Raw genomic sequence first — 14,520 nt, 5'->3', positions numbered from 1 at the left:
ATAGCCGTCGTACACATACAGAGCCCTAAAAGGCCGTGTATGTGTACGGCGGCTTTTTTATTAGGAACTATTTAAACTGTGATCCATTAATTTACAAACCTATCCCTTCTAAGGTATAACATAACTAGAAAGGAGGATAAAAATGTCATTGAAGAACAAAACAATAATGATGCTATGTATTTTTGGTGTTTTGAACATGGGACAAGTATCTGCTTGGCGAGAGACAAGCATGAAGATTTATAAAATGAACGATTATTTTCGAGCGTGGCAAGGGGTTGGCGTTGACCGTGAGAGAATGTATGTTACTTCCGACAGGGATGCTCAGTTTCATTTAGCCAATTCAATCTCCGTGTACGACAGGAAAGGGCGCTTCCTGAAAATAGCACTTAACGCATATACAGGAACAGATGCAAAAGGACGCTTTATGTCATTTGGCGATTGTTTTGCTTACAATAATAATCTATATATAACAGCTTATAACTTTAATGTAGCGCCACCTAAAGATCAACGTGAGAGTAGAGTTATTCAGTTTCGTTTAACAGATTTACACAAGATAAATGAGTATCAGATCGGGGATGGCGTCGCGGAGTCCATCGCATACTACAAGAATTCCTTTTGGGTTGTCTATCATGATCGCAATGAAGTTAAACAATTTGATACGAGATTCCACTTTCTCCGGTCTTACTTTCTGGAGTCTGAGTTTGGGACAGAAGGAGGATATCAGGGGGTTTTTTTTAAGGGTGATGATATGTATGCGAATCTTCACGGCTCCAATAAGTTCAATCAGGAATACGCACAAGGGCTTGACCGCTATCATTTTGACGGGCATACGTTTGAATTTATAGAAAGAATAAAGCCGCCTACCTATGGCTCTGGTCAGGGAATTGAATTCTTTGACAACACTGTTTACTGGGCGGACCGTCCGGGCAATCAAATAGTAATGACTCCGGGGTTTCTTAATGCAAACTAAATATATACATGTTAATTATATTAAAAATTTTTGGCACGGCCACGAAGGTTCATCTTCTCGGCCGTGTTTGACTTTGACGATAGTCATAAAACTCTTAATAAATTATCCAGGATTCTGTATTTTGTTAATTGAACAGAATTAACGAGGAAATGGAAGCAATTTAAGCCTGAGGGTTGTTTTTCCACCGGGATGACCCCGCTTTTCTCGCGAATAAACCGGAATATGACCCATTCTCCGCTTTGCCGCAGCAAAACATGGATGGTAAACTGCTTAAAGTCGCTCAAAATGGAAGCGTTCAATTGATGGCTTGCGGTGCTGGAGAAATCCGGCATGGCAAGCCAAATGTGTCCTATGCGGACTATGAGGAGGAGAGACATGGATGTTCTCAGGCAACTGCGAGGCTTTTACCGGGAGAAGCGTCATTATTTGCTTCTGTCGATTCTAGCTTTAGCCGCCGCCACTGCAGTGGGGCTGATTACCCCCAACCTGTTAAGAAAGCTGATTGACGAAGTAATCGTGCCCCTGAAATTTGACGAGGTGCCGATGCTGGCCCTGTCCGTTCTGGCTGTAGTCATTGTAAAAGCCTGCCTGCAGTTTGCGCACGGCTTCTTTGGAGGAAGGCTGGGCAATTATCTGGCCTACCGGCTGCGCAATGCCTGCTACGAGAAGCTGCAATTTCTTTCCTTCCGTTATTACGACACGGCGAGGACAGGCGACCTGATGTCCCGTTTGACCGGGGATTTGGAAGCGATCCGTAACTTTATCGGTTTTGGCTTCGCCCAATTGTTGAATGTGTTTTTTATGGTGATTTTCGGTTCGGTGATGATGTTCTCGATCAACTGGCAGCTGACACTGGTAACGCTGATTACGATGCCGTTTCTGGCGGTGGTCGCACTCCGGTTTGAGTCGAAAATCCATCCGGCCTTTCAGGAGATGCGCCTGGCGCTCAGTTCGCTGACCACAGCGGTCCAGGAGAATGTGACCGGTGTACGGACGGTCAAGTCGTTTGCCAGAGAGGCTTATGAGGTGGAGAAATTTTCGCACCGCAATGAGCGTTACAAGGATAACCAGATTTTTGCCGCCGAGCTGTGGAGCCGGTTTTTTCCGATGATGGAATTGCTGGCTTCGGTGAGCGTCGCCATCCTGCTCGGAGTCGGGGGGACTCTGGTTATCAAAGAGCAGATGTCGCTTGGCGAGCTGGTCGCATTCTTCAGCCTGATCTGGTACATTATCGGTCCGGTCTGGGGCCTCGGCTTCCATATCAACAACTATACGCAGTCCAAGGCTTCGGGAGAACGCGTGCTGGAGGTGCTGAATCAGCCGATTGATGTACGCGACAAAGAGCATGCACTTGACCTGGATGCCTCACGTGTAAAAGGCGAAGTGGTGTTCGACCATGTTACCTTTGCTTACGGCAACAAAATGCCTGCGGTTAAGGATATCCATTTCACCGCCAAGCCGGGCGCAGTGATCGGCTTCCTCGGCGGCACAGGTTCCGGCAAATCGACGATCATTCAACTGATGATGCGCGCCTACGACGTGAATCAGGGCAGCATCCGGCTAGACGGTGTCGACATCCGTGAATTCAAGGTGCGCAGCCTGCGCGCCCAGATTGCGACGGTGTTCCAGGAGACGTTCCTGTTCTCGTCCACCATCCGCAATAATATTGCTTACGGTATGAAGCAGGTAGATATGGATGATATTATCCGTGCCGCCAAGCTGGCCAAAGCCCATGACTTTATTATGGAAATGCCGGAAGGCTATGATACGGTCGTCGGTGAGCGGGGAATGGGCCTCTCCGGCGGGCAAAAGCAGCGGATCGCCATCGCCAGAGCGCTGTTGAAGAATCCGCGGATTCTCATTCTTGACGATGCCACAAGTGCGGTAGATATGGAGACGGAGCATGAGATCCAGTCCGGCTTCCAGGAGGTTATGCGCGGCCGGACGACGCTGATTATCGCCCACCGTATTTCCTCGCTGCGCCATGCCGACCAGATTATCGTCATGGATGAAGGGCGGATGGTGCAGTCCGGCACCCATGCTGAGCTGATTGAGGTTCCCGGTCCTTATCAGGATGTATACCGGATTCAATATGCAGACTACCTGGCCAGAGCGGGCGGAAGAGGGGAGGGACCTACACATGAAGCTTGAGACCTCGAAGCAGACCGCAGCTGCGGATGCCAAAATAGAGACGGAGCAGGATCACGCCATTGAGGAGCGCTTCGTTTATAAGGACGACGACCAGATTGACAAGGCGTTCGACTGGAAGCAGTTCACCCGGCTGTTCGGCTACATGAAGCCCTATGCCAAGCAGATGCTGCCGCTGGTAGCGGCGCTGATGATACTGGGTACAATCACCAAGCTGACGGTTCCTTACCTGACGAGTATGGCGATCGACAATGCCCTGAGCCCGGTCAATCCAAGTCTCAGGCTGCTCTATTCGCTGACTGCCATCGTCATCGTGCTGTATTTGGTCCAGTGGATTGCCGGGATTTACCGGATCAAGTACACCAATATTATCGGGCAACGGGTCATTTATGATCTGCGCTCCGATTTGTTCCGGCATATTCAGAAGCTGTCGTTTAACTTCTTCGACAAGCGGCCGGCCGGATCGGTGCTGGTACGGGTGACCAATGACATTAACTCCCTGCAGGACCTGTTCACGAACGGGGTGGTCAATCTGATGATTGACTGCGTACAGCTGCTCGGGATCACGGTCATTCTGCTGCTGATCAATTGGAAGCTGGGCCTCGCCGTTATGGTTACCGTGCCGATCATGTTCCTGATCTCCACGAAGCTGCGGCAGAAGATCCGGATTGCCTGGCAGGATGTGCGGATGAAGAATTCGCGGATCAACTCCCATTTGAACGAATCCATTCAAGGAATCCGGGTAACCCAGGCGTACACGCAGGAAGAAGAGAATATGCAGTATTTCGATGCGATGAACATGGACAGCCGCAAATCCTGGAACAAGGCTTCGGCGATGAATCAGGCGTTCGGTCCGATTATCGAAATTACCGGCGGCTTCGGAACAATGATCCTGTTCTGGCTCGGGGCTTATCTGATTCAATCCGGGGAGCTGACCGTCGGCTATCTCGTCGCCTTCAGTACCTATGTGAGCAACTTCTGGGACCCGATCAACCGGCTGGGGCAAATGTACAACCAGCTGCTGGTGGCAATGGCTTCTTCGGAGCGGATCTTCGAATATCTGGATGAAGAACCGGCCGTACAGGACCGCGAGGGAGCGCTGCCACTGCCGAAGATCGCCGGAGACATCCGGTTTGAGAAGGTTATCTTTGAATATGAGCCCGGCAGGGCAGCGCTGAAGGGTATCGATCTGGAGGTAAAGGCGGGACAGTCGATCGCACTGGTCGGCCACACCGGATCAGGGAAGAGCACCATTATCAACCTGATCGGGCGCTTCTATGACATTAAGAGCGGTACGCTGACGATTGACGGCAAGGACATCCGCGGAGTGACCCTGCAGAGCCTGCGTGAGCAGATTGGCATCGTGCTGCAGGATACGTTCATCTTCTCGGGAACGATCCGCGACAACATCCGCTTCGGACGGCTGGATGCCACCGATGCGGAGATCGAAGAGGTGGCCAAGGCGGTAGATGCCCACGAGTTCATAATGAAGCTGCCGCGGGGCTATGACACGGAGGTTGAGGAACGGGGCAGCGCCTTGTCCATGGGCCAGCGGCAGCTGCTGTCCTTCGCGCGGGCCTTGCTTGCCGATCCGCGCATTCTGATCCTGGATGAAGCGACGGCCAGCATTGATACGGAGACGGAGATTAAGATCCAGGAGGCGCTGAAGATTCTGCTTAAGGGCCGGACCTCCTTTATTGTCGCCCACCGGCTGTCGACCATCCGTCACGCGGACAAAATTGTCGTGCTTGACCACGGCGAAATCAAGGAAGTGGGCAACCATGCCGAGCTGACCGCGCGGGATGGCATCTACAACGGACTGATCGAAGCGCAATTCAGGTTCCTGTAGACTGAATACGGCAGGCAAAGACAGTAAGCGTAACAAAGAAAGCCTCTGTCCGCGCAAGTGCTAATAAGTACTTGCACTTGCGGGCAGGTGCTTCTTTATCGTTATATTTACTTGAGGCAAGAGGGCTCCTGAAGGGTCACTTCCGGCCGTGCAGCTGCTCCCATTCCTCCCAGTACATCATCCCGAGTTCCGGCCGGGGATCATCGGGCAGCATGGCAATCAGCTCTAAAGAATGTCCGTCGGGATCATCGAAGTAGATGGAGACTGCCGGCATGAACGGAAAGACAATAAGCTTCTCCGCGCTTTCCCCCTTGAAGTTCTCAGGCTGCAGTCCCAGCCCAAGAAGCCGGTTCCTGGCTTCCGGCATGTCGGCAAGCGCAATCCGGAAGGCAAAATGCTGGCGCTGGACCAGCGGTGAAGGATAATTCTCGCGCAATCCCAGCATCGCTTCTCCCGGCTGTCCGATCCAGTAAAACCTGGACTTGCGCACTGGATCATTATACAGCGGTAGGACGCCGGGAAGCTGCTCATAGAAAGCAGCCGATCTCTGGACATTGCTTACATTGATATGAGTTTCAAAAAGGCCGCGAATCATAGATGTCAACTCCTCCTGAAGGTGAATGTGATAAAATACCTCACTGTACTGTAACATCTATTTCCGCCTTTTGCCTACCTTCCCCTTGGTGCGCAGCTCCGCCATTTGGGCGACGATCTCCTGCTGCCAGGCTAAATCCTGTGTATCTGCTGCCAGCAGGGATTCGTTGTTCAGCCGGGCCATTTCCCAGCAGTATAGGGCATTGGCCTGCAGGCAGTGCTTCTGTTCGGTCTTCTCATCTTTGGTCAGCGGACGGGCCATACTGAGCATGTACAGCTCCGCCAGACGCTGATGTACCGCCAGCATAAAGACTCCCCCTTGTGATTCATCCTAAGAATAGCCTCGACAGCAATGCGGATTTTCAAACCCGAATATTGATTGCTGACACAGCACTGCAGCAACAAAAAAGGAGGTTCCCCGGGCTCAGCAGAGTCCGGGGAACCTCTTCTTGACATGCAGCAGGGCTATTCCATATAGATCTCAATGACCGATACATTGCGTTCGCGGGAGAGGTCAAGAAATTGGCCGTCACACTGCACAAGCGGCCGGAATACATCTACGGGATTGTTCATTATAATGACGCCCAGGTCGCCGGTGCTGAGCAGCACACGCTTGCCGATGAAGCCCGGCATCAGGTGCTGGATGAAGGCCTGAACCGGTACGGCGCTGAGCTTGCCGAAGCTGAGCGAGTGAATCTCGCGCAGCACGGAGATGAGCTCTTGCTTGGATTGATAGACACGGTGGGAGGTCATGGCGCTGTAGATGTCGGCAACGGCAGCGATCTGGGCATACGGATGGATGTCTGTCTTGGTGAGGCGGTGCGGATATCCCGAGCCGTCTTCCCGCTCATGGTGCTGTAGGGCGGCAAGCGCGGTATAGGAATCGTTCATGGAGTTCCTGATGATGTCATGGCCGTAGATGGTATGCAGCTTGACTTCCTCATATTCCGCTGGAGTCAGCTTTCCCGGCTTGTTCAGGATAGCCGGGGAAATGCGGCATTTACCGATGTCGATCAGATACCCGGCACGGGCAATTACGTAGCATTCCTGCTTGGAATATCCCAGCCAGGATGCTATATAATAAGAAAGCATCCCTACCTGCAAAGAATGGGTATATGTATAATTGTCGCTGCGCTCAAGCAGCAGCAGCAGCGTCACTACATCCTTCTGCTTGTCGAAGGATTCAAGGGAGGGACGCAGAATATCGTCGACTACCGACTGGTTGAAGCTCCCTTTGGTCAAGGCTTCCATATAAACCGATTCGAAGCCTTCAATGGCGGTATCGAAGCCGCGGGCTACCGCCTGAATCATCGAGGTTCTGATGTTCGGCGCGGGCGGCTCCTGCAGTTCCTCGATATCCACATAGTCGACGCCATGCTGTATCAGCCTGGCAATCTCCTCCAGCTGCAGACGCGATCCTCTCGGCAATACATGCAGTCCGCGGGCGCTGAACGTATCCGCTTGCAGGAAATCGCCAGGTTTTAGGTCCATGACATGTACTCTCAATGACAAGGCCACCTTACATTAGCGTTTTTTTCCAGCATAGCAACAAACTTCGTATTATTCAATGATTCAATTAACGGTTTAGGTGTTATGAAACTTCGCGGCCGCAGGATCGGCTCCGACCCACTGTTCCCCGGATTCGCCCAGATCCTTCTTCCATACAGGAACAGTGGCTTTGAGCTGCTCAATGGCGTAGCGGCTGGCTTCATAGCAGACGTCTCGGTGCGCAGCGGAGACTGCGATAATCACGCTGGCTTCCTTGAGGCCGACGAGGCCGATACGATGGGCAATGGCGCAGTGCGCATTCCAGCGTTCACGGACTTCGTGCCCGATTTGCTGCATTTTGCCGAGAGCCATTGGCAGGTATGCTTCATAATAGAGTGCGGTTGTCCGCTGCTCACCGGTCATTTCCCGTGTAGTGCCGACGAATACCAGCGAAGCGCCGTGATTCTGGTCAAGCACCTTGTCAAGCAGCGCCTCGGCGTCCAGCGGCTGATCGTTTACACTGAACAATCCATCAGGTGTTTCACCGCAATCCGGTACGGATTCACCGCCGGAAACAGGGGGGATCAGCGCAACCTCGGCATCGCCGGTAATTCTGGTATCACCCGGGGCGTATTCACGGTTAATGGCGACCATGGACACCTGAATCTGTGCGGCGGCGTCGGGATAAGCGGCGGACAGCTGCTCCTTCAATTGATCGGCGGTTGCTTCCTCGTTATGCATGTGGAAACTGAGGGAGGATGTGCCGATGACTTCGGCCAGACCGGCAAATAACCGGATGTTGATATGCATGCTTCATTCACCTCAAGGTTTATAATGATTCCAATATACCATAATGGGCATGAAAATGTTATGCTAGGCTTTGTAGATCACAGCTTGCCGCTTCGTTTAAGAACGGCATAAGGGATAGGAAGGACAGAAGACGCATGGACCTGCTTCCGCAACGTTTGACTATACTTCATACCAATGATATTCACAGCCATTTCGAGATGATGGGCCCGCTAGCCGCCGAGATTACAGACATCAAAGCCGCTGCCGGGGAAGATCCGGTGCTGCTTGTGGACATCGGCGATCATATGGACCGCTCCGCCGTTGAAACGGAAGGAACGCTGGGCCAGGCCAATATCGACATGATCAATTTAACCGGCTACGATGCGGTCACGATCGGCAACAACGAAGGATTGACCTTTTCCAGAGAGACGCTGTCTGCCATCTATGCCGGCATTCAGTGCCCGGTAGTCTGCTGCAATGTGCTGGAGTCGGCAACCGGCAGGCCGCCGGAATGGATGGAGCGCAGAGTTATTGTAGAGAAGGACGGAATCAGGATCGGGATCACCGGGGCGACCGTTGCCTTTACCTCCTTCTATTCACTGCTGGGCTGGGAAGTGGGGGATCCTGAGATTTCACTGGAAGAACAGTGCCGGGAGCTTGCTGCGGAGACGGATATTGTGATTGTGCTGTCGCATCTGGGATTGCCTGCCGATCAGCGGCTGGCGGAGAAGCTGGAAGGGGTGCATGCCATTCTTGGCGGACATACCCACCATATGCTGGAGAAGCCGCAGATCATCAGCGGCACGGCGGTTTGCGGTGCAGGCAAGTTCGGGCGTTACCTGGGGCGGCTGGTGTTTGAAAGACCGGCGCCGGGTGAGCCTTTTACCTTGCGTGAAGGGGAATGCAGGGCTGCCGATCCCGCTAGATCGGATGAGGCCGTCCGTCAAGCCCGCGTTATCCATGTGCAGCATGCGCAGGAGAAGCTGGCGGAGACGGTAGCGATTATCGACCGCGAGCTTCCGCTTGATGTATACGGAGAGTCGCCGCTGGGTAATCTGCTGGCCCAGGCTGTACGCCATTTTACCGGCTGCGAACTCGCTTTGGTCAATACCGGACAGCTGCTGGGGCCGCTGCCGAAGGGTGAGATTACGGCGGGAATGCTGCACGGTCTGTGTCCTTCGCCGATCAATGCCTGTATCCTGAAGCTGATGGGCAGGGATATCCGCACAGCGCTTGAACAGAGTCTGACGGAGGAGTTCCGGGGCAAAGCCATCTACGGATATGGCTTCCGCGGAGAAGTTCTGGGAAGTCTGGCCGTGGACGGATTAAAAATCTTGTACGATCCCCGGGCCATGCCTTATGATAACGGTATTGCCGTTTCAGTCGGCGGGGAGCCGCTGGCAGACAACAAGGAATACACGGTAGGGACCCTGGATATGTTCACCTTCCGTGTTGGATATGAGAGTATTGCGGGCGGCCGTGATCCCGTTTATTTAGTGCCGCACTTTATAAGGGATTTGCTGCGGATCGAGCTGCAGCGTCCGGAAAGCCTCGATGAGGCTGCCGTTGCCCGCTGGGAAGCCGAAGCCTATTAAGGCTTCTTTTACATAATAGATTTACTGCGCCGCGCATTGGCTGGAACAGGTACTCCAATAAATATAAGAATGATTTGCGTAATACTGGATTTTTGTATTTTTGACAGCAGCAAAAAGTTGTACTATTTATACTATCGCAGTAAACAGGAGGAGCATATGGATACGATTACGGCAATTATACTTGCCATTGTGGAAGGCATTACCGAATTTATTCCGGTTTCATCGACCGGACACATGATTTTAACGAGTAAGCTATTAGGATATGACGAGCAGGAACCGATTATGAAGACATACGAGATTGTCATCCAGCTCGGTGCCATTCTGGCGATTGCGCTTGTCTACCGCCAGCGAGTCGCTGATCTGCTCGGATTCGGCCGCCGCCGGAGCAGCGGCAGGGGCGGGCTCATGCCAGCCTCCCGGCTGAACCTGATCCATGTCATTCTGGGCATTGCGCCGGCGCTGGCCGTGGCCTTCTTTGCCCGCGATTTCATTAAGGGATTGTTCGGGGCAAGCACGGTGTTGTGGGCGCTGGTTGCGGGCGGGATTCTGATGATTGTAGCCGAATGGGTGAACGGACGCAAGGTGCGTGTAACTGCACATGAGCTCGACGACCTCTCTTACGGGCAGGCACTGGCCATCGGGCTGTACCAGATTATCTCCGTGCTGTGGCCCGGCTTCTCCCGCTCCGGCTCCACCATTTCGGGGGGGATGCTGAGTGGCGTCAGCTACAAGGCTTCGGCGGACTTTTCGTTTCTGATCGCCATTCCGATTATGTGTGCAGCTTCGGGATACGAGCTGCTGGACTCCTACAAGTATTTTACCAGTGATACGATCTGGGACTTTGCCATCGGCTTTGTCATTTCATTCATTGTCGCCTATGTGGTGGTGGTACTGTTCATGAAGCTGATCCAGAAGATCAGACCGACACATTTTGCGATCTACCGTTTTATATTGGCGGCGGTATTCTGGCTGTTCATTATGCGTTAAGCATTCACCCCCCGGCAAACCGGCAGGGCCCGTCTGATTATCGCAGATGCACTTGCCGGTTCAGAGTAACGGTACAGGCATAGCGTGTGACCCAAAGATTTAGAAGCAGAGTAGAATTTACCGTTAAGGGCAGGAGTGAGCCAAGGTGCGTTTAGTATCCGTGAATCGGCTTCAGGCGGGCATGAAGCTGGGGAAGAAAATTTATAATGATGAAGGACTGGTTTTGCTTGCGGACGGCATGGAGCTGACGGATTCCCTGATCAAGCGGCTGGCCAAAATTGATATCGGTTATATCTATATTGAGGATGCTGTTACCGATGATATCGAGATTAAAGGCATGCTGCAGGAAGAAACGCGCCATCAGGCCCTTAAGATTATCCGTAACCAGTTTCAGGAAATGTCAAATGCGTCGGGAATCACCAAGGGGTTCTATCATCTGGATAAGAAATTCTCCAGCATCATGGATTCGATCCTTGACGACATGTCCTCGCAGGAAGACCCGATGATTATGCTGGCGGATATGAACACTGCGGATAATTATCTCTACGTGCATTCCCTGAACGTCTGCCTCTATACGCTGGTACTGGGAATTGCCCATGGCTACAGCAAGGAAGAGCTGCGTGTCATCGGCCTCGGATCGCTCCTGCATGATATCGGCAAGACCCAGATTCCGGTCAAAATTATCCAGAAGCCGGGTATGCTTACCGATGATGAATTCCGCCATATGCAGGCTCACACCGAGATCGGGTATAAGATCCTGAAAGAAGAGCCTAATATTCCGCTACTGGCCGCTCACTGCGCCCTGCAGCATCATGAACGGATCAACGGATCGGGATATCCGCGCGGACTGACCGGCCCGCAAATTCACGAGTATGCCAAATGGCTGGGGGTTGCCGACTCTTATGACGCCATGACCTCGAACCGGATTTATAAAAAAGCGATGCTGCCCCATCAGGCGGTTGAGGCGCTGTATGTGGGCTCCGGCACACTCTACGAGCAGAAGCAGCTGGAGCTGTTCCGGGACCGTGTGGCGATCTATCCGCTGGGGCTGACGGTCAAGCTCAGCACCGGCGAGACCGGCGTTGTGGTCAAGATTGACCCCAGTACCCCGCACCGGCCGGTGGTGCGCATTATTAGCGGCCCGGAAGGGGAGAAGGTCACTCCATTCGAACGGGATCTCTCGACCGCGCTGTCAGTCGTAATTATGGGAGTTGACGATGTGGATTCCCCTGCGGTGAATTCCACATCCATTTGAAGTGAAGGCGGCGGGAAGAATCCGGCAGGCGCGTAAGTCAAGCGGCGCCCGGGATTCGTACCCGCTGCCTTTGCATTTTGCCGTCCCGCCGGAAATGCAGCAGGATGGGGTGTTCCGGGAGAATGTGCAGATTTTTTGACGAGCATGGTATGATAAGAGTTAGGTTATCGTGCTTTATGTAAAGTTTTCGGTTAATAATAAGAAATACGCATCAAAGGAGACACTGAATAATGAGTATACTAGATCCTTCATCATCAACTGTGGCCAGGAGGCTGTCGCCTGCTTACGATCCATGGGATCCGATCACCTCACTGCGCGAGCATGGGCGTCATGTGCTGACCAGTGTGGAGATGACGGTGACAAATCTGTGCAATATGCGCTGTGAGCACTGTGCAGTTGGCGACAGTCTGACGATGAGAGAAGCGGAAATGCTGCCGCTGAAGACCATGCTGGACCGGCTGGAGGAAGTGGAGCATCTGCAGACGATCAGCATTACCGGCGGTGAGCCGATGTTCCGGGCCTCTACCGTAGACAACGTTATCGTGCCGCTGCTCAAATATGCCCGTGAACGGGGCATCCGTTCGCAGATTAATTCCAATCTCACCATGCCTTATGCCCGGTATGAGCAGCTGCTGCCTTACCTGGATGTTATGCATATCTCCTTCAACTATGTGAATGGCGATGATTTCCATGAGGTCGGCTTCGCCAACAGCGGACATCCGGTAGCCAAGGAGGCCGCTTACCGTCTGTATGATACGATGCTGGAGAATTCCCGTCGGCTTAGCGAGGACGGAATGCTGATCTCGGCCGAGTCGATGATCAACTACCGGACCCACCGTAAATTGCCGCAGATTCACCGGCTCATCCGTGAAATGGGCGCGGAGCGCCATGAAGTGCATCCGATGTATGCTTCAAGCTTCGCCTCTTCCCTGCCCGTGTTATCGCTTAAAGAGATGAATGCGGCCATTAATGATCTGCTGGACCACCGTGATCCGGAGCTGTGGATGCTGTTCGGCACGCTGCCCTTCTTCGCCTGCAGCTTCCTGGAGGAAGACCAGCAGCTGCTGCGCAGACTGCGCAGTGAGAAGAATGTAACGGTCCGCAATGATCCCGACGGCCGGAACCGGGTGAATGTCAACCTGTTTACAGGGGATGTATTTGTCACTGATTTCGCCGATATTTCGGCCTTCGGTAATGTGCATTCGAGCAAGCTGGACGATATCTTCACGGAATGGCAGGAGAAGCATCCGCTTAACCAGAAGGTGAATTGCCACTGCGATGCCGCTGCCTGCTGCGGACCGAATCTGCTGGTGGCCGACATGTACTATCCGCAGGTGGACTTCAAGACCAGACAAGCGATCAATTTGTAGAAATGGGGCGCTATTATTGTGCATACGGATTTTGATATAGGAAAATTGCTGTTTAATCTGGCTGTAGTCATTGTGCTTGTGTTCCTTAACGGTATATTCGTTGCCGCGGAGTTCTCACTGGTTAAGGTCAGGCAATCGCGCCTGACCCAGCTGGTCAGTGAGGGTAACAAAATGGCAGGCTATGCCCTGAAGGTCAACAAGAAGCTGGATGCCTATCTGTCCGCTACCCAGTTCGGGATTACGCTCGCCTCGCTCGGCCTCGGCTGGGTGGGCGAACCGGCAGTCTCGGAGCTCTTGATTGAGCCGCTGATGTTTCAGCTGGGTGTGACCGATGAGACACTGATTTCCACCGTATCCGTAATTATCGGGTTCTCCATTATTACATTCTTACATATTGTACTGGGCGAACTGGCGCCGAAATCGCTGGCGATCCAGAAGACAGAGGGCTCTGCGCTGCTCCTGTCCGCACCGCTGATGTTCTTCTATAATCTGTTCTTCCCGTTCATCTGGGTGCTTAATGCCTCGGCTAACGCCCTGCTGCGCCTGGTTGGCGTCGAACCTGCCAGTGAAGCAGAGGCGGCGCACTCCGAAGAGGAAATTCGGATTCTGATGAATCAGAGTGCGAAGAGCGGGGTCATTGACCAGGATGAAATGAAGCTGATGGACAATATCTTTGAATTCTCCGATCTGCTGGCCCGTGAAGTGATGCTGCCGCGTACAGATATGGATGTGCTGTACAGCAACCTGTCCCTGGAAGAAAATATGAGGATCATTACAGAAACGAAGCATTCGCGTTACCCTGTCGCAAATGAAGACAAGGACCGGATCATCGGGTTCGTCCATATTACCGATCTGCTGTTTGCCCCGCCGGAGCAGCAGAATGATCTGGCTTCACTGGTCCGCCCGATCCTGAACGTACCGGAGTCCATGGAGATCAGCCATGCGCTGCGGATTATGCAGAAGAACAAGGCGCAATTGACGCTGGTGGTCGACGAATACGGCGGGACCGCCGGACTCTTGACGGCCGAGGAGATTCTCGAGGAAATCGTCGGTGACCTGCACGACGAATTCGAGGATGAGCGGCCAAGCGTGGAATATAACGGCGATTATATCTCCGTTGAGGGCCGGATGCTGATCGAAGATGTCAACGATCTGACCGGGGTCATTATCGAGGATGACGAGGTGGACTCCATCGGAGGCTGGCTGTTCAAGGAGCTGGAAGGTAATCCGACCAAAGGCAAGAAGGTCGTCATCGGAAATGTGACCTTTGAGGTGGAGGAAGCGACAAGGCTGCGGATCACTCGGATCAACATCCACAAGGAAACGCCCGAGGAGAGCGAAGAGACAGCTCCGGCCGAAGAAGAGGATAACGAAAGGGATTAATCCGGTTACCCGGAGGATAGACAACCCCGCCTGCACAGATGCAGTACTGATCTGTGCAGGCGGGGTTGCTTTGTGTTGTTCGTTGACAGTTC

General features: G+C 53.0%; 12 protein-coding genes. 8 read left to right on the top strand and 4 right to left on the bottom strand.

Translation table 11 applies throughout. The features are described from left to right. Positions 1-142: 142 nt before the first annotated feature. The 3 genes from F1379_RS05790 (at position 143) to F1379_RS05780 (ending at position 4,967) form a co-directional block, all read left to right on the top strand. The gene (locus tag F1379_RS05790; protein ID WP_150267321.1) at positions 143-970 is read left to right on the top strand and encodes a hypothetical protein; all 828 of its coding nucleotides are present in this window, start codon (positions 143-145) and stop codon (positions 968-970) included. Between the two features lie 375 nt (positions 971-1,345). Further along, positions 1,346-3,121, top strand: a complete 1,776-nt coding sequence (locus tag F1379_RS05785) for an ABC transporter ATP-binding protein (protein WP_150267319.1) — start codon at positions 1,346-1,348, stop codon at positions 3,119-3,121. Continuing rightward, a complete protein-coding gene (locus tag F1379_RS05780; RefSeq protein ID WP_150267317.1) occupies positions 3,111-4,967 on the top strand; it encodes an ABC transporter ATP-binding protein in 1,857 nt (618 codons plus the stop codon). Before F1379_RS05785 ends, F1379_RS05780 begins: the two co-directional genes overlap by 11 nt. Before the next feature lie 136 nt (positions 4,968-5,103). Here the strand turns inward: F1379_RS05780 and F1379_RS05775 are convergent, their stop codons facing one another. From F1379_RS05775 to F1379_RS05760, 4 genes are all read right to left on the bottom strand, one after another. Beyond that, positions 5,104-5,562 (bottom strand): VOC family protein, encoded by a 459-nt coding sequence (locus tag F1379_RS05775; RefSeq protein WP_150267315.1) that lies wholly within the window; start codon positions 5,560-5,562, stop codon positions 5,104-5,106. 57 nt (positions 5,563-5,619) lie between these two features. Next, positions 5,620-5,868, bottom strand: a complete 249-nt coding sequence (locus F1379_RS05770) for a DUF7667 family protein (protein ID WP_150267313.1) — start codon at positions 5,866-5,868, stop codon at positions 5,620-5,622. Positions 5,869-6,026: 158 nt separating this feature from the next. After that, positions 6,027-7,067: an HD-GYP domain-containing protein gene (locus F1379_RS05765; RefSeq protein ID WP_150267311.1), complete on the bottom strand. Its 1,041-nt coding sequence runs from the start codon at positions 7,065-7,067 to the stop codon at positions 6,027-6,029. 78 nt (positions 7,068-7,145) lie between these two features. Then, the gene (locus tag F1379_RS05760; RefSeq protein ID WP_150267309.1) at positions 7,146-7,859 is read right to left on the bottom strand and encodes a molybdenum cofactor biosynthesis protein; all 714 of its coding nucleotides are present in this window, start codon (positions 7,857-7,859) and stop codon (positions 7,146-7,148) included. A 134-nt stretch (positions 7,860-7,993) separates the two neighbouring features. Between F1379_RS05760 and F1379_RS05755 the strand changes: the two genes are divergently transcribed. The 5 genes from F1379_RS05755 (at position 7,994) to F1379_RS05735 (ending at position 14,428) form a co-directional block, all read left to right on the top strand. Then, on the top strand, positions 7,994-9,433 hold the full coding sequence (locus F1379_RS05755; RefSeq protein ID WP_150267307.1) for a bifunctional metallophosphatase/5'-nucleotidase: 1,440 nt from the start codon (positions 7,994-7,996) through the stop codon (positions 9,431-9,433). A gap of 156 nt (positions 9,434-9,589) precedes the next feature. Beyond that, a complete protein-coding gene (locus tag F1379_RS05750) occupies positions 9,590-10,420 on the top strand; it encodes an undecaprenyl-diphosphate phosphatase (protein WP_150267304.1) in 831 nt (276 codons plus the stop codon). 145 nt (positions 10,421-10,565) lie between these two features. Beyond that, positions 10,566-11,675, top strand: a complete 1,110-nt coding sequence (locus F1379_RS05745) for an HD-GYP domain-containing protein (RefSeq protein WP_150267302.1) — start codon at positions 10,566-10,568, stop codon at positions 11,673-11,675. A 230-nt stretch (positions 11,676-11,905) separates the two neighbouring features. Beyond that, positions 11,906-13,045, top strand: coding sequence for a radical SAM/CxCxxxxC motif protein YfkAB (gene yfkAB, locus F1379_RS05740; RefSeq protein ID WP_150267300.1), 1,140 nt, complete (start codon positions 11,906-11,908; stop codon positions 13,043-13,045). Positions 13,046-13,063: 18 nt separating this feature from the next. Further along, complete coding sequence (locus F1379_RS05735; RefSeq protein ID WP_150267298.1) at positions 13,064-14,428, top strand: hemolysin family protein; 1,365 nt, start codon at positions 13,064-13,066, stop codon at positions 14,426-14,428. Positions 14,429-14,520: the final 92 nt, after the last annotated feature.

Source organism: Paenibacillus tepidiphilus (assembly GCF_008635795.1).
GTDB lineage: Bacteria > Bacillota > Bacilli > Paenibacillales > Paenibacillaceae > Paenibacillus_AQ > Paenibacillus_AQ tepidiphilus.
The sequence above is the reverse complement of the archived record's forward strand: the minus strand, read 5'-3'. Positions and strand labels throughout refer to the sequence as shown.